Consider the following 21,997-nt stretch of genomic DNA (forward strand, 5'->3'; position numbering starts at 1 on the left):
AGGCCGGGCACATGGAATTTGGCTTCACCACTGCCGCCTATGTCGTTGCGGCTGTTCTGTTCATCCTTTCGCTCGGCGGCCTGTCGAACCAGGAAAGCGCCAAGCGCGCGGTCTGGTACGGCATCGTTGGAATGGCGCTGGCGGTTTTTGCCACGCTGGTCGGCCCCGGATCGGGCCTGTGGCTGCTGTCGCTGCTGCTGATCATCGGCGGCGGTCTGATCGGTCAATACGTGGCGCAGCGCGTCCAGATGACCGAGATGCCGCAGCTTGTCGCCGCCATGCATTCGCTGGTGGGTCTGGCGGCGGTTTTCGTCGGGTACAACGCCCATTTCGAGATCAAGAATGTCGCCGAAGTCTTTGCGATCGTTGACGCGGCCAAGGATGCCGACCTGTCGGATCTGGGCGCCTTCGCGAAACTGATCGCCAAGAAAACTCCGGCCGAGCTGGCCATTCTGCATGTCGAGCTGTTCCTGGGCATCTTCATCGGTGCGATCACCTTTACCGGTTCGGTCGTGGCCTATGGAAAGCTGGCCGGCAAGGTGACCTCAGCGGCCACCAAGCTGCCGGGCGGGCATGCGCTGAACGCGTCGGCGGCTGGCCTCTCGCTGATCTGTCTGATTTGGTACACCGCTTCGGGTGGGTTCTTCCCGCTGATCCTTATGACGCTGGCGGCGCTGTTCATCGGTTATCACCTGATCATGGGCATCGGCGGTGCCGACATGCCGGTCGTTGTGTCTATGCTGAACAGCTACTCGGGCTGGGCCGCGGCTGCGATCGGTTTCTCGCTGGGCAACGACCTGCTGATCGTCGTCGGCGCGCTGGTAGGCTCGTCGGGTGCGATCCTGTCCTACATCATGTGCAAGGCGATGAACCGTCACTTTGTCAGCGTGATCCTCGGCGGCTTTGGCGGCACTTCGGGACCCCAGATGGAGGTCGAAGGCGAACAGGTGGCGATCGACGCCGACGGTGTTGCAGCAGCGTTGAACGATGCCGACAGCGTCATCATCATCCCCGGCTACGGAATGGCGGTGGCGCAGGCGCAGCAATCGGTCAGCGAACTGGTCCGTAAGCTGCGCGCGAAGGGCAAGAATGTGCGCTTTGCCATCCACCCCGTCGCGGGCCGTCTTCCGGGCCACATGAACGTGCTGCTGGCCGAGGCCAAGGTGCCCTATGACATCGTGCTGGAAATGGACGAGATCAACGACGATTTCCCGGAAACGGATGTGGCGATCGTCATCGGCTCGAACGACATCGTGAACCCTGCGGCGCAGGAGGACCCGAACAGCCCCATTGCCGGGATGCCGGTTCTGGAATGCTGGAAGGCCAAGCAGGTGATCGTCTCGAAACGCGGGCAGGGCACCGGGTATTCGGGCATCGAAAACCCGCTGTTCTACAAGGAAAACACCCGTATGTTCTATGGCGACGCCAAGCAGTCGCTGGACAAGCTGCTGCCAATGATCGACTGATCTGTGGCTCATATCCTTGGAAAAGGCGCCCGCGAGGGGCGCCTTTTTTCGTTTCAGGGTATGATGCCGTATCAACCCCAATCGGCAGGAGGTGTTCCATGCATAAGGTAAACGGCATCGGCGGCGTGTTCTTCCGCGCCCGCGATCCGAAGGCTCTGTCGCAATGGTACGAGACCCATCTGGGCGTCAATCACTATGACCCGGTTCCGTGGAAGCAGCGCGAAGGCTACACCGTGTTTGCCCCATTCGCCGAAGACACAGACTATTTCGGTGATGCCGCGCAGCAATGGATGATCAACTTCCGCGTCGACGATCTGGCGGCCATGGTCGACCAGCTGCGTGCGGCTGGAATCGAGGTGGAGACCCGTGACGAATGGAACAGCGAGATCGGAAAATTCGCCCGCCTGCACGACCCCGAGGGCAATCCGATCGAGCTCTGGCAGCCAAATCAATGAGATAGCCGGCTTGTATACCGCGGTATCCATGTAAGTATATGAAATAAAAAGATAATTGATGAAATCCTCCGGTGTCGTATAGTGCCCGGAACACAAGGAGCCGCTCATGACGCCAATCGAGGATCATCCGCTGCGCTATGCGCTGGCCAATGAATTGCACGCGCGGCCGTTCCCCGTGGCGCAGGCGCCGTGCACGGTTGTATTCCTTGCGATCAAAAAACCGGTCGCCGCGGTGGCGCGCGACCGAGCCGAAGATATGGCCCACCTGATCGACCTGTTGGACCGCCACGGGGCGCAGCATCCGCAGCCCGATGCCACTCACTATGCCGGCCAGATCGGGCGGCATTGGTTGAAGTGGGAGCACCACACGGAATTCGTGACCTATACGGCCATCACTCAGAATGTCAGCGAGCGCGCGTTCAACCCCGCCGATTTCGAGGTTTTCCCCCCCGACTGGCTGTTGGCCAGTCCGGGCCAGCGCGTGACCTCGATCATGCTGCGGGTGGTGCCGCGCCCGGATGACGGGGCCACGCAAGCCGCGCTGGCGGATTGGTTCGAACCGGAAAGCCTGGCGGTGTCGCGGGTGCTGGACGAATCGGCGATTTGCGCCAGCGATTTTCGCATCGACCCGGCGGGCCACATGCGGTTTGCCCTGTTCGTGTCCGAGGGCACCGGGCGCAGGCGCACCGGCCGGGTCATCCAGCGCCTGTGCGAGATCGAGACCTACAAGGCAATGTCCATGTTGGGCTTTGCCCGGGTTAAGGCCCTGATGCCCCAGATCGGCGAGTTGGACCGGCAACTGACCCAGTTGATGGGCGAGATGACCAAGGATACGACCCATCCCGACGATCTGCTGCCGCAATTGCTGGCCACCTCGACCGAGCTCGAGACGCTGTCGGCGCGTTCGGCCTTTCGCTTTGCCGCGACGGGGGCCTATGAGGCCATCGTGCACCAGCGGATCGAGGCGCTGCGCGAGGATCGCTTCCACGGGCGTCAGACATTCGCCGATTTCATGATGCGCCGCTATGACCCGGCCATGCGCACGGTCAAGGCAACCGAACGGCGGCTGCAGGCACTTTCGGACCGGGCCATTCGCGCCGGCGACCTGCTGCGAACGCGGGTCGATGTCGAGCGCAGCGCGCAGAACCAGGCCTTGTTGGAGAGCATGGACCGCCGGGCGGATCTGGCGCTGCGATTGCAGCACACGGTCGAAGGCCTGTCGGTGGTCGCTATCAGCTATTACGCCGTGTCGCTGGTCAGTTACCTGCTGTACCCGTTGACCAATGCGGGGATCAGCAAGGGGATGCTGACCGCAGGCGTGACGCTGCCGGTAGTGGCGCTTGTCTGGCTGGCCGTGCGCCGCATCCGCCGCAAGCTGGAATAGCGCGGCTTGCCAACCGGCGCGCGGCCTGTATTGCTGCGAGGCAGATATTTCGCAGGCAGGGCAGGTTTCATGATCGGATTGGTTTCAGCCTGGCGGGCCGTGGCCGCCATGTTCATCCTGAACGGCGCCCTGTTCGGGATCTGGGCCTCGCGCATTCCGGCCGTCCGTGACCGTCTGGGGCTGAGCCACGAGGAACTGGGCTATGGCCTGCTGTTCATGGCGGCCGGGGCGGTGTGTTCCTTTCCAGTCACCGGACGCCTGACCGACAGGTTCGGCGCGGTGACCGTGACGCGGGTGATCGCGGTCCTGTACACGGCCTCACTGATCCTTCTTGCGGCCGCCGACAGCTTCGCCATGCTGGCTGCGTTCCTGTTCATCTTCGGGGCCTTCCACGGCTCGATGGATGTGGCCATGAACGCCTGGGCCGCCGAGGTCGAGCAGGCCTATGCCAAACCGGTGATGTCCTCGTTCCACGCGATGTGGAGCCTTGGTGCCGGGTTGGGTGCGCTCAGCGGCTATGGCGCGGTTCAGCTGCAGCTTGACGTGTTGCCGCATTTCCTGCTGGCCGGCGGGGCAACCGTCGCGCTGGCGCTTGCCCTGTCCTGGGTCCGATGGACGTCGCGGCGGGTGCAGTCCGACGGCAACGCGATCTTTGCCTTGCCCAGCGGCGTTCTGGTTTTGGTCGGGCTTACCGCGATGTGCGGCGCGTTGGGCGAGGGAGCGGTGGCCGATTGGAGCGCCATCTTCCTGCGGGATGTCACGGGTGTGGCTGAAAGCGTTGCGGCCTTGGGCTATGCCGTCTTTTCGGTGGCCATGGTCGCGGTGCGTCTGCTGGGGGGCCTCGTGATCGCCCGGTTCGGCCCGGTGCCGGTGGCCCGGGTCAGCGGAGCCTGCGCGGCCGTCGGCGTATTCCTGGTGGTATCGGCCGGCGGCGCGATCGGGGCGCTGGCTGGATTCGCGATGATGGGCGTGGGCTATGCGGTGATCATGCCGCTGGCCTTCAGCCGGGCGGCGAATGATCCGCATGTCCCACCGGGGCAGGCCATCGCCAGTGTCGCCACTTTGGGGTACGGAGGTCTGCTGATCGGTCCGCCGCTTATCGGGCTTCTGGCGGGGATCCTGTCACTGCGGCTGGCCTTTGCCGTCCTGCTGCCGCTGGCGGTGGTGATCGTGGTGTTGGCCGGCGCGCTCAGGCGCGCCGACTGACTTTGGATCAGCGTCCGCGGATACGCGGATCGAGCGCATCGCGCAGGCCGTCGCCCAGGTAGTTCACGCTGAGAACGGTCAGCGAGATCGCCAGGCCGGGCCAGAACACACGCTCGGGGTATTGCTGCAGATAGTCGACGCCATCGAACAGTAGCCGGCCCCAGGTGGGGAAGTCAGGCGGGAAGCCCAGCCCCAGGAAGGACAGCGCGCTTTCCGTGATGATCGCCGTGGCGATGCCCAGCGTGGCCGACACCATGATCGGCGACAGCACGTTGGGCAGGATGTGCCGTGTGATGATCTGCGTGTTGCTGGTGCCGATCGAGCGGGCGGCCAGAACGAACTCGCGTTCCTTGATCGCCAGAACGTCGCCACGCACGATCCGCGCCGTGGGCATCCACGAGGTGATGCCGATGGCGCAGACGATCAGGATGAAGATCCCACGTTCAAGCCCGAACGCAGCGGATAGAGGTTCGCGGAACAGCAGCATCATCACCAGCAGCAGCGGCAGCAGCGGCAGGGCCAGGAACAGGTCGGTCAGGCGCATCAGCGGCCCGTCCAGCCGTTTGAAGAACCCGGCAACCACGCCGATGAACGACCCCAGGAACAGCGCCAGCAGCATCGCGGTGATGCCGACCGATACCGAGGTCTGCCCCCCAGACATCATTCGCGCCATGATGTCCCGGCCCAGCTGATCGGTGCCGAACGGATGGGCCCAGCTGGGCCCCTGGTTGCGGGCACGGATGTCGATCTGGGTCGGGTCGATGGTCCACAGGAACGGGCCAAGGTAGACGGCCGCGACGATGAAGATGAACAGCATCGCGCCGATCATGGCGCCCTTGTGGGTCTTGAACTGGTCCCACACGTCGCGCCACTGGCTGCGGGGCGGGGTGGTCAGTTCTTCCATTACATCGGCAGTCGGCAAGGCCGTCGAGGCCGGCGCCAGGCCCTCATCAGGGACCAGCGTGTCTGATTGATTGTGATCAGTCATAGCGGATCCTCGGGTCCAGAATGCCGTAAAGAACGTCCGCGATCAGGTTGAACAGGACGATCAACACGGCAAAGATGAAGGTCAGCGTCTGCACCATCGGCAAGTCATTGGCCTGAATGGCGCCGATCAGCAGCTGGCCGATGCCGTTCACCTTGAACACCTGCTCGGTGATGATCGCGCCACCAAAGATCGCCGGAATACCCAGAGCGATCACGGTAACCACCGGGATCATCGAGTTGCGCAGGACATGTACCATGACGACGGTGTATTCGCTCAGGCCCTTGGCGCGGGCGGTACGGACGTAATCCTGGTTCAGGTTGTCCAGCATCGAGGCGCGCATGAACCGGCTGAGCTGCGCGGTGATCTGCAGCGCCAGCACCATCACGGGCATGATCATCTGTTTCAGCTGAACGACGAAGCTGTCCCAGTCATTGACCACATGCGTCGTGTCATAGATCGACGGGAACCAGCCCAACTGGACCGAGAAGATCACGATCACGAGCACCCCCGAGAAGAACGGCGGAACCGAGAAGCCGACCATCGACACGAAGGTGCCCATCTGGTCGAACCACGAATACTGGCGATAGGCCGAATAGATACCGATGGGCAGGGCGATCAGGATGGCGACCACATAGGCGGTGCCTACAACCCACAGGGTCTGCGGGATACGCTGAACGACGATGTCCATGACGGGCGAGCGGGTCTGCCACGAAATCACACGCAGGTCACCTTCGGAAAAGGTAGTGCCAAAGATGTGGTCGACCAAAACCTGCGGTTCGATCCAGAAGAACTGCACGATCCATTTCCAGAACCGGACATGCATAGGCTGGCCGAGGCCAAGCGCCTCGCGCATCTTCTCTTTGACTTCAGGCGGAACGGTAAGCGGAACCTGTGCCATCGGGTCGCCGGGGGCGAGCTCGAGCAACAGGAAGATGACGAGACTGATGAACAACAGCGTCGGAACGGCCAGGATCAGTCGTCGAATGGTGAAGTTGAGCATTAAGAGGCGCCTTTATATGCGTCTTCTTGTTGGTGGAACTTGCGAAAGACCGCGCCCCGATACAGATCGGGACGCGGCTGTGCAAGGCTAGCGCTTAGGAACCGGTCTTGCGGTACCAGTCAGCGATGTTCCACAGTTCGCTGTCCCACACGTTCAGGACGACACCGCCCAGAGTGTTTGCGTGGGCCGACAGACGACCACGGTGGACCAGCGGGATCATGCCGCCGTTCTGAACCATGATGTCGTTCAGCTGCTTCGCGATTTCGGCGCGCTGCTCCAGACCGGCGGTCTGCGCCAGTTGGGCATGCAGCTTGTCGAACTCTTCGTTGCAGAAGCGGCTGATGTTTTCACCCTGCCACTGGGTCTCGGGACGCGGTGCCTTGTCGCACAGGCCGTTGCCCAGATAGCTTTGCGGGTCGGTGCCGTTGAAGGTGTTGGCGTACATTTCAACGTCCGCATAGAACTTCTGGAACGTGTCGGGCGAGCCCGGGTCACCACCGAAGAAGACCGAAGCGTTGATGTTGCGCAGTTCGGTTTCAATGCCGATCTGGCTCCACCATTCCTTGATCAGCGCCTGGAAGTCCTGACGGACGGCGTTGGTCGAGGTCTGATAGACGATCTTCAGCGGAACGCCATCCTTCTCGCGGACGCCGTCGCCGTCGGTGTCGACGATGCCGGCATCATCCAGCAGTTTCTTGGCGCCTTCGATATCCTGCGTGTCGCAGGTCATCGAGGTCGAGTTGAACGCAGCCGGAGCCGGGACCCAGTTGCAGGTCACTTTACCCGCCTGGCCATAGCCGATCTCAACCAGCAGCGGGCGGTCGATTGCCATCGACATAGCCTTGTAGACCGCCGGATCCTGCAGGAACGGGTGCGGGTGCTTGGCCGTCGAACGCTCGCCTTCCGGTAGTTCGGGCGACGGGTTGGTCTGGTTCAGCATGATGCGCTCGACCAGCGGGCCAAAGCCTGCCACCGGAGTGCCTTTGCCGCCTTCCTGCATTTGCGCGATCACTTCGGGCGCCAGCTGCAGGTTCCAGGCATAGTCGAACTCGCCGGTTTCCATCACGGCGCGACCGGCCGCGGTCGCATCGCCGCCGCCCTTGAAGGTCACGGTTGCGAAGGCCGGTTTCGCCGGGTCACGATAGTTGTCGTTGGCCTTGAAGGTGATCACGTCGTTTGGCTTGAATTCGGTGACGACAAACGGGCCGGTGCCGATCGGGTTGAAGTTCTGCTCGGTGCATTCCGGAGCTTTCGCGCCCATGCAGTCCGCGAACTGAGCTGCCTGAATGATCGGGCTTTCACCGCCGACGAACGGACCGTAGGGGAACGGGGTCGGCTTGTCGAAAGTGACTTTGACGGTCAGATCATCCACAGCTTCGACGCTGGTGACGCCTTCGAACTTGGTCACCTGCGCACAGCCACCTTCGGGGTCCATGCAGTAGTCGGCGGTGAATTTCACGTCGGCCGAGGTGAACGGCGTGCCATCCGACCAGGTTATCCCCGGAGCGATCTTCCACGTGATCGAGGTGAGGTCCTCGCTCACGCCGCCGTTTTCGACGGTCGGGATTTCGGCTGCCAGATACGGCACCATGTTGCCGTCCTGGTCGTAGCGGGCCAGAGGTTCGATCACCAGCGAGGCCGCTTCGACGTCTTTGGTGCCGCCCGACAGGAACGGGTTCAGGATCGAGGGTGCTTGCCAATAGATGATGCTGACGTTGCCGTCCGATCCGCGCTCGGCCATGGCCATCGGGGCCATCGCCGTGCTTGCAATCGCACCAAGCAAAAGGGTTTTGATTTTCATCATACACTCCTTGTTGGACACATTCGTGTCTCGATTTTCTCCGCAAGGCCTGCGGATTTGGCGTTGCCGTGCCGGGCTCAAGCCACTGAAACAAAAGACAATTGCGCAAATTTCTGCGCACTACGCCCAATTTCTCGGCACGGTTACGCGGGGTATCGAAACAGAGTTTGCAGAAATTGCAAGCCTTGCCGCAGCGAAACTGGCAATGCGTTTGACTTTTCCTGTCAGCCCGCCTTAGCGTTCGGCAAAGAAAACACTCATGCAGCCAAGGGGAGCGCTCGCGTGCTGGATCAGCCTATCGCCCAGATCAGGGAACTTCGGGTCGAATTCCAAACCAAGGATGGGCCCGTCGTCGGGGTCGAGGACGTCTCGTTCGAGGTCCGTCCGGGCGAAACCGTCTGCATCGTGGGCGAATCGGGATCGGGCAAGTCCGTATCTTCGTTGTCATTGATGCGCCTTGTTGAATTCGGCGGGGGTGAAATCGCCGGCGGACAGTTGATTTTCGACCGCAACGACGGGACCGAACTGGATCTGGCCAAGGCCGATCAGGACCTCATGAAGCAGATTCGCGGCAACGAAATCGGGATGATCTTTCAGGAACCGATGACTGCGCTGAACCCTGTTTTCACGGTCGGGCGACAGCTGACCGAAGGGCTGCGGATTCACAAGGATATGTCCAAGTCCCAGGCCGAAGCACGCGCCTTGGAACTGCTGAAACAGGTCCGCATCCCCGAACCCGAGCGGCGGCTCAAGCAGTATCCGCACGAATTGTCGGGCGGGATGCGCCAGCGGGTTGTGATCGCAATGGCCATGGCCTGCGAGCCGCGCCTGCTGATCGCCGATGAACCCACCACGGCTCTGGACGTGACGATCCAGGCCGAGATCCTCGCCTTGATGGACCGGCTGAAGCGTGAAACCGGCACGGCGGTCATGTTCATCACCCATGACATGGCCGTGGTCGCCCAGATGGCCGACAGGGTCGTCGTCATGTACCGCGGCAACAAGGTCGAAGAGGGCACCGTCACCGAGATTTTCGAGAATCCTCAGCATGACTACACCAAGGCTCTGCTGGCCGCGGTGCCCAAGCTGGGTGAGATGCGCGGAAAATCCGCCCCCGAGCCGATGAAGTTGCTGGGTGTCGAAGGACAGAAGATCGCCCCGATTCCCGGAACCGAGGATGTATTGCTGTCAGTCCGGAACCTGACCACGCGGTTCCCGGTAAAAGGCGGGATCCTGCGCCGCACCATTTCGAATGTGCACGCGGTCGAAGACGTCTCGTTCACCCTGAACAAAGGGCAGACGCTGAGCCTCGTCGGGGAGTCGGGTTGTGGAAAATCCTCGGCCGGACGCTCGATCCTGCGGTTGATCGAGCCCATGGCCGGTGAAATCAGTCTTGATGGTGTGGACATCATGAAGCTGGACCAGAAGGGCCTGCGCAAGGCCCGCCTGGACATGCAGATGATTTTTCAGGACCCCTTCGCATCGCTGAACCCGCAGATGCAGTTGGTTGATCAGGTGGCCGAACCGATGCGCAACTATGGCGTGGCGTCGGGGTCGGAACTGCAAGACCGGGTCGCACAGCTGTTCGACAAGGTGCACCTGCCACGCAGCTTCATGCGCCGGTTCCCGCACGAAATGTCGGGTGGGCAGCGGCAGCGAATTGCGATTGCCCGGGCGCTGGCCCTGAACCCGAAACTGATCATTGCGGACGAAGCCGTTTCCGCGCTGGACGTTTCTGTTCAGGCGCAGGTTCTGAACCTGATGATGGAATTGCAGTCCGAACTTGGCCTGAGCTATCTGTTTATCAGCCACGACATGGCCGTGGTTGAGCGGGTCAGCCACCACGTGGGTGTGATGTATCTGGGCCGGATCGTCGAACTGGGCCCAAGGGCGCGTGTTTTCGAGAACCCACAGCACCCCTATACGCAGGCATTGATGAAGGCGGTTCCGATCGCCGATCCCAATCAGCGCAAAACGGAAAAAGATTTGAATTTCAAACCGATCCCGTCTCCAATTCACCCAATCGGCTATGAGCCTGCGCCTTCGGAATACCGCGAGGTCGAGCCGGGCCACTTCATCCTGACGACCGACAGCGGCTACTGACCCATATGCCACAGCGCCTGACTCCGCTTGAGATCATGACCAAGCTGATCTCGTTTCCCACCGTCAGCCGCGACAGCAACCTGCCGCTGGTCGACTGGGTCGAAGACTACCTGAACGGCCACGGCATCCGCGCCCACCGATGGCCGGATCCGGATCAGCCGCACAAGGCGGCCCTGTTTGCCCATGTCGGCCCCCGGGAGGAAGGCGCGGTCGTGCTTTCCGGTCACACGGATGTGGTGCCGGTGGACGGACAACCCTGGGACAGCGACCCGTTTGTCGTGACCGAACGGGACGGCAAGTATTTCGGACGTGGCACCTGTGACATGAAGGGCTTTGACGCCCTCGCCATCTGGGCGCTGGTCGAGGCGCAGTACGCCGACGTCAAGCGCCCGCTGCAATTGGCGCTGAGCTTTGACGAGGAGGTCGGCTGCACCGGTGCGCCGCCCATGATCGTCGCCATGCAGGAGGTTCTGCCCAAGGGCTCGGCCGTGGTGGTGGGCGAGCCGTCGATGATGCAGGCTGTCACCGGCCACAAGGGCGGTTTCGGCTACGATACCCACATGGTTGGATACGAGGTGCACAGTTCGATCATGCATACTGGTGTCAATGCGATCATGTATGCCGCGCCGCTGATCGACTGGGCAAATGCCCAGAACGACATCAACATGGCGGCGGACCCCAGCGACATCGCGGCAGTCTTTGATCCTCCTTGGACAACCTGCCACGTGGGCATGATCAAGGGCGGCACTGCGCACAACATAACGGCCAAGGATTGCCGTTTCATGATGGATTTCCGGGTCGTCCCCGGCGAGCAGGCATCAGCTTGGAAAGAAGCATATCTGGAACAGGTAAGAGTGGCGGAAGAGAAGATGCAGCAAGTGCATCCTGACGCCCATATCGAGGTGAAGGCCAGCTTTGCCGTTCCGGCGTTGGTCCCGGAAACCGATGGCGAAGCCGAGACGCTGGTGCGCGCCCTTACGGGCGACAACGCAACCCATGTCGTCAGCTATGGCACCGAAGCCGGTCAGTTTCAGGAAGCCGGTTACTCGGCCGTGATCTGTGGGCCCGGAGATATCGCCCAGGCGCACCAGCCGAACGAATACATCACGATCGCTCAGTTCAACGCCGGCCATGACTTCATGCAGCGTCTGGTCTACAAACTGGCGGCGTGACCCAAAAAGAGGCACTGGAAACTCAGGATTTCAGTCAGAAGCTCGGAGAGTTGAACATGCCGGTCAAAAACAGACTTGCTGAAATGCACGCCGAGATAACCAAGTGGCGGCGGCACCTGCATGCGCATCCCGAGTTGATGTACGACGTGCATGAAACCGCCGGCTTCGTTGTCGACCGGCTCAAGGCGTTCGGTGTCGATGAAATCACGCCGGGTATAGGCAAAACCGGTGTCGTGGCCGTGATCCGAGGGCGGACGGACACGCAGGGGCGGGTGATCGGGTTGCGGGCCGACATGGATGCCTTGCCGATCAACGAGGCGACCGGACTGGACTATGCCTCGACCGTGCCGGGCAAAATGCACGCCTGCGGGCATGACGGGCACACGTCGATCTTGCTCGGCGCTGCGCAATACCTTGCTGAAACGCGCAATTTCGACGGAACGGTGGTTCTGATCTTTCAACCGGCTGAAGAAGGCGGGGCCGGCGGTCTGGCCATGTGCCGTGATGGGCTTATGGATCGCTGGGGCATTCAGGAAGTCTACGGCTTGCACAACATGCCCGGCCTGCCTGTCGGAGAGTTCGCAATCCGGCCCGGCGCGCTGCTGGCGTCGTCGGACGAGTTCGAGATTGTCGTGACCGGCAAAGGTGGCCATGCCGCCGCGCCGCATGAAGCCATCGACACAACCTTGGTGGCATCGCATATCGTGGTTGCGCTGCAATCGGTTGTATCCCGCACCGTTGATCCAATCCGACGGGTGGTGCTGACGGTGGGGACGTTTGAAACTGACAGCGTCGCCTCGAACGTGATTGCGCACACGGTCCGGCTGCAGGGCACGGTTCGCACACTGGACCCGGAATACCGTGGCATCGCCGAGGAGCGCGTGCGCCGGATCGCCGAAGACACAGCCTCGGCTTTTGGCGCGAAAGCCCGCGTGACCTGGACGCCCGGCTACCCGGTGACGGTGAATTCCGAGGCGGAAACGGCCTTCGCCGCCGAAGCCGCCGAGGCGGTGGCCGGCAAGGTCAATGACGCAACGGATCCGATCATGCCGTCGGAAGACTTCGCCTACATGCTTGAAGAACGGCCCGGAGCCTACATCTTCTTGGGGAACGGCGACACGGCCATGTGCCACCATCCCGAATACAATTTCGACGACCAGGCCATTCCGGCCGGATGCAGCTGGTTCGCCGAGCTTGTCGAACGACGAATGCCCATCGCCTGAAACAGGAAAGACAGTCATGCCGATCAAGAACCGTTTTGCCGAAATGCACCCCGAAATCACCGGTTGGCGGCGCGACATACATCAACACCCCGAAATTCTCTACGATACCCATCGGACCAGCGCATTGGTTGCGGAAAAACTGAAAGAGTTCGGTTGCGACGATGTCGTGACCGGAATTGGCCGGACCGGGGTAGTCGGCGTGATCAAGGGCAGGACCGACACCCAAGGCCGGGTGATTGGTCTGCGGGCCGATATGGATGCGCTGCCAATGCAAGAGCAGACGGGAGCGGAATATGCCTCCAAGACTGCGGGCGCCATGCATGCCTGTGGCCATGACGGTCACACTGCGATGGTTCTGGGCGCCGCCAAATATCTGGCCGAGACCCGAAACTTCGATGGGACCGCGATCGTGATCTTTCAACCGGCCGAAGAAGGCGGCAACGGTGCTGAAGCCATGTGCCAGGACGGGTTGATGGACCGCTTCGGCATCCAGGAAGTCTATGCGATGCACAACGTGCCGGGCCTGCCGACCGGGCAGTTTGCCATTCGCTCCGGGCCTCTGCTGGCGGCGGCGGACGAGTTCGACATCCATCTTGAAGGCCGCGGCGGTCATGCCGCCAAGCCGCAGGAAACCGTGGATACTACGGTCATGCTGTCGCAACTGATCGTGGCCCTGCAGACCATAGTTTCGCGTAACGCCGACCCGATCTTGCAGGCCGTTCTGTCGGTCACTGCGGTCGAGACTTCGTCGAATGCGTTCAACGTGATCCCGCAATCGGCCCGGCTGCGCGGCACTGTCCGCACCCATTCGAACGAGGTGCGCGACCTGATCGAACTGAGACTGAATGAAGTTGTGCAAGGTGTCGCGGCGACCATGGGTGGCACCGCCACGGTGACCTACTCGCGCGGCGTTCCGGTCACGATCAACGCGGAAGAGCAGACCGGATATGCAGAATCCGCGGCAATTGCCGTCGGTGGCAGCTGTGCCGAGGCACCGATGGTGATGGGGGGCGAAGACTTCTCGTTCATGTTGCAGGAACGTCCCGGGGCCTTCATAGTCTTGGGAAATGGCGACAGCGCCGGGCTTCACCACCCCGAATACGATTTCAATGACGAGATCATTCCGATCGGATGCTCGTGGTTTGCAGAGATGGTCGAACGCCGGATGCCGGTGGCCTGAGATTTTTTAAGGAGAGAAGACGAAGATGCCAGTGAAGAACCGCTTTGCCGAATTGCAGGATGAAATCACCGCCTGGCGGCGTGATATTCACGAGAATCCTGAAATTCTGTTCGATACGCATCGCACCAGTGCGCTGGTTGCGGAAAAGCTGAAAGAATTCGGCTGCGACGAGGTGGTCACGGGGATTGGCCGCACCGGAGTTGTCGGGGTGATCAAGGGCAAGGCCGACACCAAGGGGAAGGTGATCGGATTGCGGGCGGATATGGACGCTTTGCCGATCCACGAGGCGACGGGTTTGGACTATGCTTCGAAAACGCCGGGTGCGATGCATGCCTGCGGCCATGACGGCCACACCGCCATGCTGCTGGGGGCGGCCAAATACCTGTCCGAAACGCGCAATTTCGACGGAACCGTCGTTGTGATCTTCCAACCCGCCGAGGAGGGCGGCGGCGGCGGCCGCGAGATGTGCGAAGACAACCTGATGGAGCGTTGGGGCATTCAGGAAGTCTACGGAATGCACAATTGGCCCGGTAAACCTGTGGGCAGCTTCTCGATCCGGCCGGGGGCGTTCTTCGCGGCGACTGATCAGTTCGATATCACGTTCGAAGGTCGTGGCGGCCATGCCGCCAAACCGCATGAAACCGTGGACACCACTGTCATGACTGCGCAGGCCGTTCTGGCGTTGCAGACCATCGCGTCGCGCAATGCCGATCCGATCGATCAGGTCGTTGTTTCGGTCACCTCGTTCGAGACTTCGTCGAAGGCGTTCAACGTGATCCCGCAGAAAGTGCAGATCAAGGGCACCGTGCGCACGATGAGCAAAGAGATGCGCGACCTTGCTGAGCAGCGCATCAACGAAATCTGCTCGGGCGTCGCCGCGACATTCGGCGGTACTGCCGATGTCACTTATATCCGGGGCTATCCGGTCATGATCAACAGCGACGAGCAGACCGAATTCGCCGCCGAGGTCGCCCGCTCGATCTCAGGGGCCTGCGAGGAGGCACCTTTGGTCATGGGCGGCGAAGACTTCGCCTACATGCTGGAAGAGCGTCCCGGTGCCTATATCCTGGTCGGCAATGGTGATACCGCGATGGTTCACCACCCGGAATACAACTTCAACGACGAGGCGATCCCTGCCGGTTGCAGCTGGTGGGCCGAGATTGTCGAACAGCGGATGCCCGCAGCCTGATACCGTGGCGGGGGCGCAGGCTCCCGCTGCCGTTAGCGGTCAGGGTCCTGCGTCCTCCAAACCCAGCTTGTCGCATAGCGTATCCACAACCGAATCCAGCGCCGATTTCTGGGTGTTCACGCAGGTTTGCGCCGCCGCTTGCGCCGCTGCCAGCGCCGATCTGTCCGACAGCCAAAGCTCGACCGCCTTGGCCAACTCGGGTGCCGAAGCGACTTCGACCGCGCCGCCGCTGTCCACCAGCGGGGCAAATGTCTCGGCGAAATTGTAGTAACCCGGCCCGGTGATCACCGCGGCCCCGGCCTGAGCAGGTTCGAACGGGTTGTGGCCGCCGATCTCTTTCAGAGACCCGCCCAGAAACACGATCGGACACAACGCGTACCACGTTCCGGTTTCGCCCAGCGTATCGGCCACATAGACCTGCGTGTCGTGGGTAACCGGCTGCCCGGCGCTGCGCAGGGCATGGCTTTGACCCGCGGCATCGATCAAGGCGCAGACCTCGTCCCGCCGTTCCGGGTGGCGGGGGATCAGCAGCAGCAGGAGATCGGGCCTGCGGTTCAGCAATTCGGCATGGGCGGCCAGAACGGTCTCCTCCTCGCCCGCATGGGTCGAGCTGGCGATCCAGACCGGCCGCGCGCCGATCTGCGCGCGGATCTGCGTCAGCGTGTCCTGATCCACCGGCAGCGGATCGGACATGGCCTTGAGGTTGGTTCCGGGCTGCACCAGATCGGCGGGTGCGCCCATGGCGATCAGGTTTGCGGCCGTGCGGTCGTTTTGCGTCAGGAACAGGCGGAACTGGCCTAGGACAAAGCGGGCGGTGTCGGGGCGCTTCTTCCACCCGGCCACCGATTTCTCGGACAGGCGCGCGTTCAGCAGGGCCAGAGGCGTTCCACGCTGGGCGGTCTCGACGATCAGTCGTGGCCAGATCTCGCTTTCGACGAAGACGCCGGCATCGGGCCGCCAGTGATCCAGAAACCGCGCCACCGGTCCGGCGCTGTCCAGCGGGGGGTATTGGTGGCGGGTGCGCGGTGGTAGACGTTTTTCCACCAGCGCCGCCGAGGTCGGGGTGCCAGAGGTGATCAGGAACTGCGCATCCTCGATCCGTTCACTGATGCGCTTGATCAGGCTCAGAACCGACAGGCTCTCGCCCACGCTTGCCGCATGGAACCAGATCAGCCGACCGTCGGGGCGGGGCTGGCTCGCATGGCCCAGCCGCTCGCGCTGACGGACCTCGGAAACACCCGCCGTCTGCAGCTTGGCGCGAACGGTGCGCCAGGCCAATGGCATGGCGATGGACGTCAACGCGCAGTACATACGGTACAGCGTCGTGGGTTGCCCCGACTGGTCTGCCATGTCAGCCGCCCGTGTGGCTCATGTGACGGCTCATCTGGCCATCGATCTTCTGGCGGGAATAGTCGAAATCATGGCCCTTGGGCTTGAGGGTAATCGCCGCGCGGATCGCCTGTTCCAGTGGCTCTTCACTGTTGGGGTGGTCGCGCAGAGGGGTGCGCAAGTCGGCCATGTCCTCTTGCCCCAGGCACATGTACAACTCGCCCGTGCAGGTCAGGCGTACCCGGTTGCAACTTTCACAGAAATTATGGCTGAGCGGCGTGATGAAGCCGATCTTCTGCCCGGTTTCCTCCAACCGGACATAGCGCGCCGGTCCGCCCGTGCGCTCGGCCAGATCGGTGACAGTATAGTGGTTTTCGTACTCGGCCCGCACGTCTTTCAGCGACCAGTACTGGTCCAGCCGGTCCTCGTTGCCGATGTCACCCATGGGCATGACCTCGATCCAGGTCAGGTCCATGTCGCGCTCGGCGCACCAGCGGGTGATCTTGGGCAGTTCGTCCTCGTTGAACCCTTTCAGGGCCACCGCGTTGATCTTGACGCGCAACCCGGCCTTCTGCGCGGCATCGATCCCGCCCAGGACCTGTTTCAAGCGACCCCAACGGGTGATCTGGGCGAATTTGTCCTCGTCCAGCGTGTCGAGCGAGACATTCACCCGCCGCACCCCGGAGGCATACAGGTCGTCGGCGAACCGGGCGAGTTGCGAGCCATTGGTGGTCAGCGTCAGCTCTTTCAGTGCGCCGCTGTCCAGATGCCGGGTCATCGAGTCGAAGAACCCCATGATCCCACGGCGCACAAGCGGCTCGCCCCCGGTGATCCGCAGCTTTTCCACGCCCAGTCGAATGAAGGTCGAACACATCCGGTCCAGTTCTTCCAGCGTCAGCAGCTCTTTCTTGGGCAGAAAGGTCATGTTTTCAGACATGCAGTAGACACAGCGGAAATCGCAGCGGTCCGTGACGGAGACGCGGAGATAGGTGATTGCGCGGGCAAACGGGTCGATCAACGGAGCAGTCATGCCCAATAGGTAAAGCGCACCGTGCCTTGCGACAAGTCAGAACTGCGCTTGAGGGGTGGAACGCGGGCGCGGGCAGGGGTAGGCTGGCTGCATGCGATACCTGTTTGTCATTATTCCTGCGTTTCTGACCGGCTGTGATGCGGTGCGGCAAAGCCTTGATCGCGCCCCGGATGCGGAACCTGCGCAGACGACAGAAACCGCCGCTGCGCTCGAAGAGGTGGAAGCAACGCCTGTTGCGGCTGTGAACACCGGATGGGCCGGCGCCAAGACAACGATTGCCGGACTGGGCGATCCGAACAAGCCCGGACGCTGGCTTGAAACGCCGTTGGTCGAAACTGAGATCAATGGCCGGGTGGTCGTACCCAAGACGGGCGCGCAGGCCTATATCACACTTGTACCGGCGCCGTCAGGCGGCAGCCGCCTGTCGGTTGAGGCGATGCGTGCGCTATTGGTGCCGTTTGACGAACTGGTTGAACTGGACGTTTATTCCAACTGATCTTTCAGGTACTTGCCGGCCTCTTTGCGGGCAAACGGCTTCATCGCGTCACCGTACGTGGCCAGAAACGCCCGGACCCGATTGGGATCGTGTTTGGACAGGTCGCGCAGCCACCAGGCCACCGCCTTCTGGATGAACCAGTCGCGATCGGGGACATACTTGGCGGCCCAACCCAGGATGCGGTCGCGGCGCTGTAGGTCCTCGGGCTTGGGGTGGTTTTGCTTGGTCCAGGGCAGTGTGGCGACCAGTGCCGCGCGTCGGGTCCACATGTGATCCGAGGTCGTCCAGCCTTCGACCTGATCCAGCCGCGACGGATCGGCCCACAGGCGCTTTTGCATGGCCATGCTGGCATGGTCGGCCACCGCCCAAGCGTCGAAATCGGACAGCCAGCTTTGCAGCAGGTCCCAAACCGCCTGATCGGGGCGGATGCGCGCCTGCGTCAGCAGCTTGGCGGCGGCCAGCCGCGCCTCGTGAATGTTGGTCTGCCACAGCTGATCGGCCAGCGCGACCCGGGCGCCCACGTCCATCTGTTGCCGCCAGCTTTTGGTCAGATCATTCAGCACCGGGTTCGGTACCCCAAGATAGGGGCGGTCGACCTTGTGATAGGCCGCCATCTGGGCGGCCCGGTCCGGGTCGGCATGTGCCTTGATCTGGTCCAGAGGGCTGTCCGGCATGGCGGCTTACTCGACCGTGACGGATTTCGCCAGGTTGCGGGGTTGGTCCACATCGGTGCCCTTGGCGACCGCCGTGTGATAGGCCAGCAGTTGCGCGGGCACCGAATACAGGATCGGCGCGACCGAGCCGTGGGCATGTGGCATGAGGATCGTGCTCCAGACCCCGTCCTTGGCATCTGCGATCCCGTCGTCGTCCGAGACCAAAATGACCTTGCCCTTGCGCGCCATGACCTCTTGCATGTTTGAAACGGTCTTGTCGAACACTGCATCGCGCGGGGCCATCACCACCACGGGCATGTGCTTGTCGATCAGGGCGATGGGGCCGTGCTTCAGCTCGCCCGAGGCATAGCCCTCGGCGTGGATATAGCTGATTTCCTTGAGTTTCAGCGCGCCTTCGAGGGCCAGCGGGTACATCAGGCCGCGTCCCAGGAATAGAACGTCGCGCGCCTCGGACAGGCGCTGGGCGGATTTCCGGATCGCCTCCTCCTGGTCCAGCGCGGCATTCAGTAGTGTCGGCAGGCCGCGCAGCGCGGCGGCGTGATCGGCCAGCGCATCGTCGTCCAGTGTGCCCCGGTCGGCCGCGGCCTTGAGCGCCAGCATCAGCAGAACGCTCAGCTGGCAGGTGAAGGCCTTGGTCGAGGCCACGCCGATCTCGACCCCGGCATGGATGGGCAGTGCCACGTCGCTTTCCCGCGCGATCGAGCTTTCGGGGACATTGACCACCGAAACGATCTTGTCGGCCTTGCCCTCGCAATAGCGCAGCGCGGCCAGGGTGTCGGCGGTCTCGCCCGACTGGCTGACGAAGAGGGCCAGCGTGCGGTCGGTGATCGGCGGTTCACGATAGCGGAACTCGCTGGCGATATCGACCTCGACCGGCATCCGGGCCAGTTGCTCGAACCAGTATTTGGCGGTCAGACAGGCATAGAAGGCCGTGCCGCAGGCCACCATGGTCAGGCGGTCCAGCTTGGAGAAATCAAGATCAGTGTCCGGCAGAACCACCCGGTCGCCGCCGGTGGGCAGGTACGAGCGGATCGCTTCGGCCACCACCACCGGCTGTTCGGCGATTTCCTTGGCCATGAAGTGCTTGTGCCCGCCCTTGTCGGTCCGGGTCTGATCCAGCTGGATCTTGCGGATCTCGCGATTTGCGATCTCACCGGCCTCGTTGCGGATCTCGACCGAAGTGCGGGTGACCACGGCGCGGTCGCCTTCTTCCAGATAGGTGATCCGGTCGGTCAGCGGCGCCAGTGCGATGGCGTCCGAGCCCACGAACATCTCGCCATCCCCGTGCCCGATGGCCAGCGGCGAGCCCTTGCGGGCGGCGACGATCAGGTCATCCTCGCCGTCGAACAGGAAGGCCAGCGCAAAGGCACCTTGCAGCCGGTCGATGGTCTTGAAGGCGGCCTCGACCGGGCTCAGCCCCGATTTCATGTAGAATTCGGTCATCAACGCGACGGTTTCGGTGTCGGTCTCGGTCTGGAAATCGATTCCGTTCTCGGCCAGTTCGGCCCGCAGCTCGCGATAGTTCTCGACGATGCCGTTGTGGACCACGGCAACCGGTCCGGCCTGATGCGGGTGCGCGTTGCTGACCGAGGGTGCGCCATGAGTCGCCCACCGCGTGTGCCCGATGCCCGACTTGCCGGGCAGGGGGTCATGCACCAGAAGGTCACTGAGATTGACCAGCTTGCCCACCGCGCGCCGACGGCCCAGCTTACCGCCGTTTACGGTTGCGATGCCCGCGCTGTCATAGCCGCGGTATTCCAGCCGTTTCAGTGCTTCGACCAGAATGGGCGCCGCTTCGTGCTTGCCCAATACGCCAACAATTCCACACATTTACTCAGGCTCCCTTGTCCCGGCGTGCCTTTTTCGCCTTCAGCATCTCGAACAGCTTGCGGGCATAGCCCGGTTTGTTTTCCTGTTTGGCACGACCCACCGCCAGGGCGTCGGGGTCGATGTCGCGGGTCACGATGGTGCCCGTGGCCGTCATCGCGCCGCTGCCCACGGTGACCGGGGCCACCAGCATGGTGTTCGAACCGACAAAGACATTCTCGCCGATCACCGTGCGGTGCTTCATCACGCCATCATAGTTGCAGGTGATGGTGCCCGCGCCGATATTCGTGCCTGCGCCCACCGACGCATCGCCGACATAGCTGAGGTGATTGACCTTTGCGCCCTCGGCGATTTCGGCATTCTTGATCTCGACGAAATTGCCGATACGGGTGTTCTCGGCCAGTTCCGCCCCCGGGCGCAGCCGGGCATAGGGGCCGACCACGGCGCCTCGGCTGACATGGCAGCCCTCGAGGTGCGAAAACGCCCGGATCGTCGCGCCGCTTTCGACGGTGACGCCGGGGCCGAAGACCACGTTGGGTTCGATCACCGTGTCGCGACCGATCACCGTGTCGGCGGCCAAATAGACCGTCTCTGGGTCCATCACGGTGACGCCCAGATCCAGCAGTTCGGCCCGGGCGCGGGCCTGGAACACGGCATCGGCAGCAGCCAGATCGGCGCGCGAGTTCACGCCCAGCGTCTGCGCCTCGTCGCACGAAACGGCGGTGACCTTCAGGCCGCGGTCGCGCGCGATCTCGACCACGTCGGTCAGGTAGTATTCGCCCGACGCGTTGTCGTTTCCGACCGCGTCGATCAGGTCGAACAGGGTGCCCGCGTCACAGGCCAGAAGACCGGAGTTGCAGAAAGTTATGGCGCGTTCTTCATCTGACGCATCCTTGAACTCGACGATCCGTTCCAGAGCATCTCCGTTCATCACCAAACGGCCATACCGGGCCGGGTCGGCGGCCTCGAAGCCCAGGATCACCAGATCGTTGTCAGCCCGCGCGGCGATCATGCGCTCCAGCGTGTCAGGCTGCAGAAACGGGGTATCGCCGTACAGAACGACCACGTCACCGGTGAACCCGTCCAGGGCCTCGCGCGCCTGGGCAACGGCATGGGCGGTGCCCAGCTGTTGGTCCTGCACGACGATGCGGGCGTCTTCATCCTCGGCCTGCGCGACTTTGGCCACCGCCTCGGCGCCGTGGCCGGTGACGATGGCCGTGCGTTCGGGTGCCAGAACCGACCCGGCGCGCATGGCGTGCACCAGCATCGGAACCTGGGCGATCGGGTGCAGAACCTTTGGGATATCCGAATTCATCCGGGTGCCTTTTCCGGCGGCAAGGATGACAAGGGCAGTGCTCATGAATGCGTTTTCTCTTTTGTTTTGTCGCGGTCCGTTTTATCCGCTGAGGGCAAAGGCGCAAGCCGTTCGGCCATCAAACAAGATTGCCGTTTGCAACACGACATGGCGGAAAAC

18 protein-coding genes are annotated in these 21,997 nt (G+C 62.4%); 10 read left to right on the forward strand and 8 right to left on the reverse strand.

What is annotated here, in order from left to right; genetic code table 11:
- The first annotated feature begins 11 nt into the window (after positions 1-11).
- From ACR0IR_RS02570 to ACR0IR_RS02585, 4 genes are all read left to right on the forward strand, one after another.
- On the forward strand, positions 12-1,466 hold the full coding sequence (locus ACR0IR_RS02570; RefSeq protein WP_170364531.1) for an NAD(P)(+) transhydrogenase (Re/Si-specific) subunit beta: 1,455 nt from the start codon (positions 12-14) through the stop codon (positions 1,464-1,466).
- 98 nt (positions 1,467-1,564) lie between these two features.
- A complete protein-coding gene (locus ACR0IR_RS02575; protein WP_170364530.1) occupies positions 1,565-1,921 on the forward strand; it encodes a VOC family protein in 357 nt (118 codons plus the stop codon).
- A gap of 106 nt (positions 1,922-2,027) precedes the next feature.
- Complete coding sequence (locus ACR0IR_RS02580) at positions 2,028-3,305, forward strand: DUF3422 family protein (RefSeq protein WP_170364528.1); 1,278 nt, start codon at positions 2,028-2,030, stop codon at positions 3,303-3,305.
- A gap of 69 nt (positions 3,306-3,374) precedes the next feature.
- Entirely contained in the window at positions 3,375-4,511 is a 1,137-nt protein-coding gene (locus ACR0IR_RS02585) for an MFS transporter (RefSeq protein ID WP_170364526.1), read from the forward strand.
- A 7-nt stretch (positions 4,512-4,518) separates the two neighbouring features.
- Here ACR0IR_RS02585 and ACR0IR_RS02590 read toward each other — a convergent pair whose 3' ends face one another.
- From ACR0IR_RS02590 to ACR0IR_RS02600, 3 genes are all read right to left on the reverse strand, one after another.
- Positions 4,519-5,499, reverse strand: coding sequence for an ABC transporter permease (locus ACR0IR_RS02590; protein ID WP_093964881.1), 981 nt, complete (start codon positions 5,497-5,499; stop codon positions 4,519-4,521).
- Entirely contained in the window at positions 5,492-6,499 is a 1,008-nt protein-coding gene (locus ACR0IR_RS02595; RefSeq protein ID WP_170340351.1) for an ABC transporter permease, read from the reverse strand. The genes ACR0IR_RS02590 and ACR0IR_RS02595 overlap by 8 nt, the downstream gene beginning before the upstream one ends.
- 94 nt (positions 6,500-6,593) lie before the next feature.
- Positions 6,594-8,300 (reverse strand): peptide ABC transporter substrate-binding protein, encoded by a 1,707-nt coding sequence (locus ACR0IR_RS02600; protein WP_093965071.1) that lies wholly within the window; start codon positions 8,298-8,300, stop codon positions 6,594-6,596.
- A gap of 282 nt (positions 8,301-8,582) precedes the next feature.
- Here ACR0IR_RS02600 and ACR0IR_RS02605 point away from each other — a divergent pair, with 282 nt between their 5' ends.
- Genes ACR0IR_RS02605 through ACR0IR_RS02625 form a run of 5 tightly spaced genes read left to right on the forward strand, consistent with a single transcriptional unit; the run spans position 8,583 to position 15,167 of the window.
- Positions 8,583-10,403, forward strand: a complete 1,821-nt coding sequence (locus tag ACR0IR_RS02605) for an ABC transporter ATP-binding protein (RefSeq protein ID WP_480632784.1) — start codon at positions 8,583-8,585, stop codon at positions 10,401-10,403.
- Between the two features lie 5 nt (positions 10,404-10,408).
- A complete protein-coding gene (gene argE / locus ACR0IR_RS02610) occupies positions 10,409-11,575 on the forward strand; it encodes an acetylornithine deacetylase (protein ID WP_170364522.1) in 1,167 nt (388 codons plus the stop codon).
- Positions 11,576-11,631: 56 nt separating this feature from the next.
- Positions 11,632-12,798, forward strand: a complete 1,167-nt coding sequence (locus ACR0IR_RS02615; protein ID WP_170357322.1) for a M20 aminoacylase family protein — start codon at positions 11,632-11,634, stop codon at positions 12,796-12,798.
- A 16-nt stretch (positions 12,799-12,814) separates the two neighbouring features.
- Positions 12,815-13,978, forward strand: a complete 1,164-nt coding sequence (locus ACR0IR_RS02620; RefSeq protein ID WP_170340969.1) for a M20 aminoacylase family protein — start codon at positions 12,815-12,817, stop codon at positions 13,976-13,978.
- 25 nt (positions 13,979-14,003) lie between these two features.
- Complete coding sequence (locus ACR0IR_RS02625; protein WP_170364520.1) at positions 14,004-15,167, forward strand: M20 aminoacylase family protein; 1,164 nt, start codon at positions 14,004-14,006, stop codon at positions 15,165-15,167.
- 39 nt (positions 15,168-15,206) lie between these two features.
- On the opposite strand, the gene ACR0IR_RS02630 is transcribed toward ACR0IR_RS02625, so the two are convergent.
- Together ACR0IR_RS02630 and moaA are read right to left on the reverse strand one after the other, a co-directional pair.
- Positions 15,207-16,517: a 3-deoxy-D-manno-octulosonic acid transferase gene (locus ACR0IR_RS02630; RefSeq protein WP_170364518.1), complete on the reverse strand. Its 1,311-nt coding sequence runs from the start codon at positions 16,515-16,517 to the stop codon at positions 15,207-15,209.
- Between the two features lies 1 nt (position 16,518).
- The gene (gene moaA / locus ACR0IR_RS02635) at positions 16,519-17,526 is read right to left on the reverse strand and encodes a GTP 3',8-cyclase MoaA (RefSeq protein WP_170364515.1); all 1,008 of its coding nucleotides are present in this window, start codon (positions 17,524-17,526) and stop codon (positions 16,519-16,521) included.
- A gap of 91 nt (positions 17,527-17,617) precedes the next feature.
- On the opposite strand from moaA, the gene ACR0IR_RS02640 reads away from it, so the two are divergent.
- Positions 17,618-18,022, forward strand: coding sequence for a hypothetical protein (locus ACR0IR_RS02640; protein ID WP_170364513.1), 405 nt, complete (start codon positions 17,618-17,620; stop codon positions 18,020-18,022).
- On the opposite strand, the gene ACR0IR_RS02645 is transcribed toward ACR0IR_RS02640, so the two are convergent.
- The 3 genes from ACR0IR_RS02645 to glmU are packed head-to-tail and all read right to left on the reverse strand — an operon-like array spanning position 18,010 to position 21,883.
- Positions 18,010-18,696 (reverse strand): DNA alkylation repair protein, encoded by a 687-nt coding sequence (locus ACR0IR_RS02645; RefSeq protein ID WP_170364511.1) that lies wholly within the window; start codon positions 18,694-18,696, stop codon positions 18,010-18,012. The two genes, ACR0IR_RS02640 and ACR0IR_RS02645, sit on opposite strands and share 13 nt — an antisense overlap.
- A 6-nt stretch (positions 18,697-18,702) precedes the next feature.
- Positions 18,703-20,526 carry a glutamine--fructose-6-phosphate transaminase (isomerizing) gene (gene glmS, locus ACR0IR_RS02650; RefSeq protein ID WP_170364509.1) on the reverse strand — a complete coding sequence of 608 codons (1,824 nt, stop codon included), beginning with the start codon at positions 20,524-20,526 and terminating at the stop codon, positions 18,703-18,705.
- Positions 20,527-20,530: 4 nt separating this feature from the next.
- Positions 20,531-21,883: a bifunctional UDP-N-acetylglucosamine diphosphorylase/glucosamine-1-phosphate N-acetyltransferase GlmU gene (gene glmU / locus ACR0IR_RS02655; protein ID WP_170364507.1), complete on the reverse strand. Its 1,353-nt coding sequence runs from the start codon at positions 21,881-21,883 to the stop codon at positions 20,531-20,533.
- Positions 21,884-21,997 lie beyond the last annotated feature (114 nt).

It is taken from the genome of Ruegeria sp. CF2 (genome assembly GCF_056537385.1).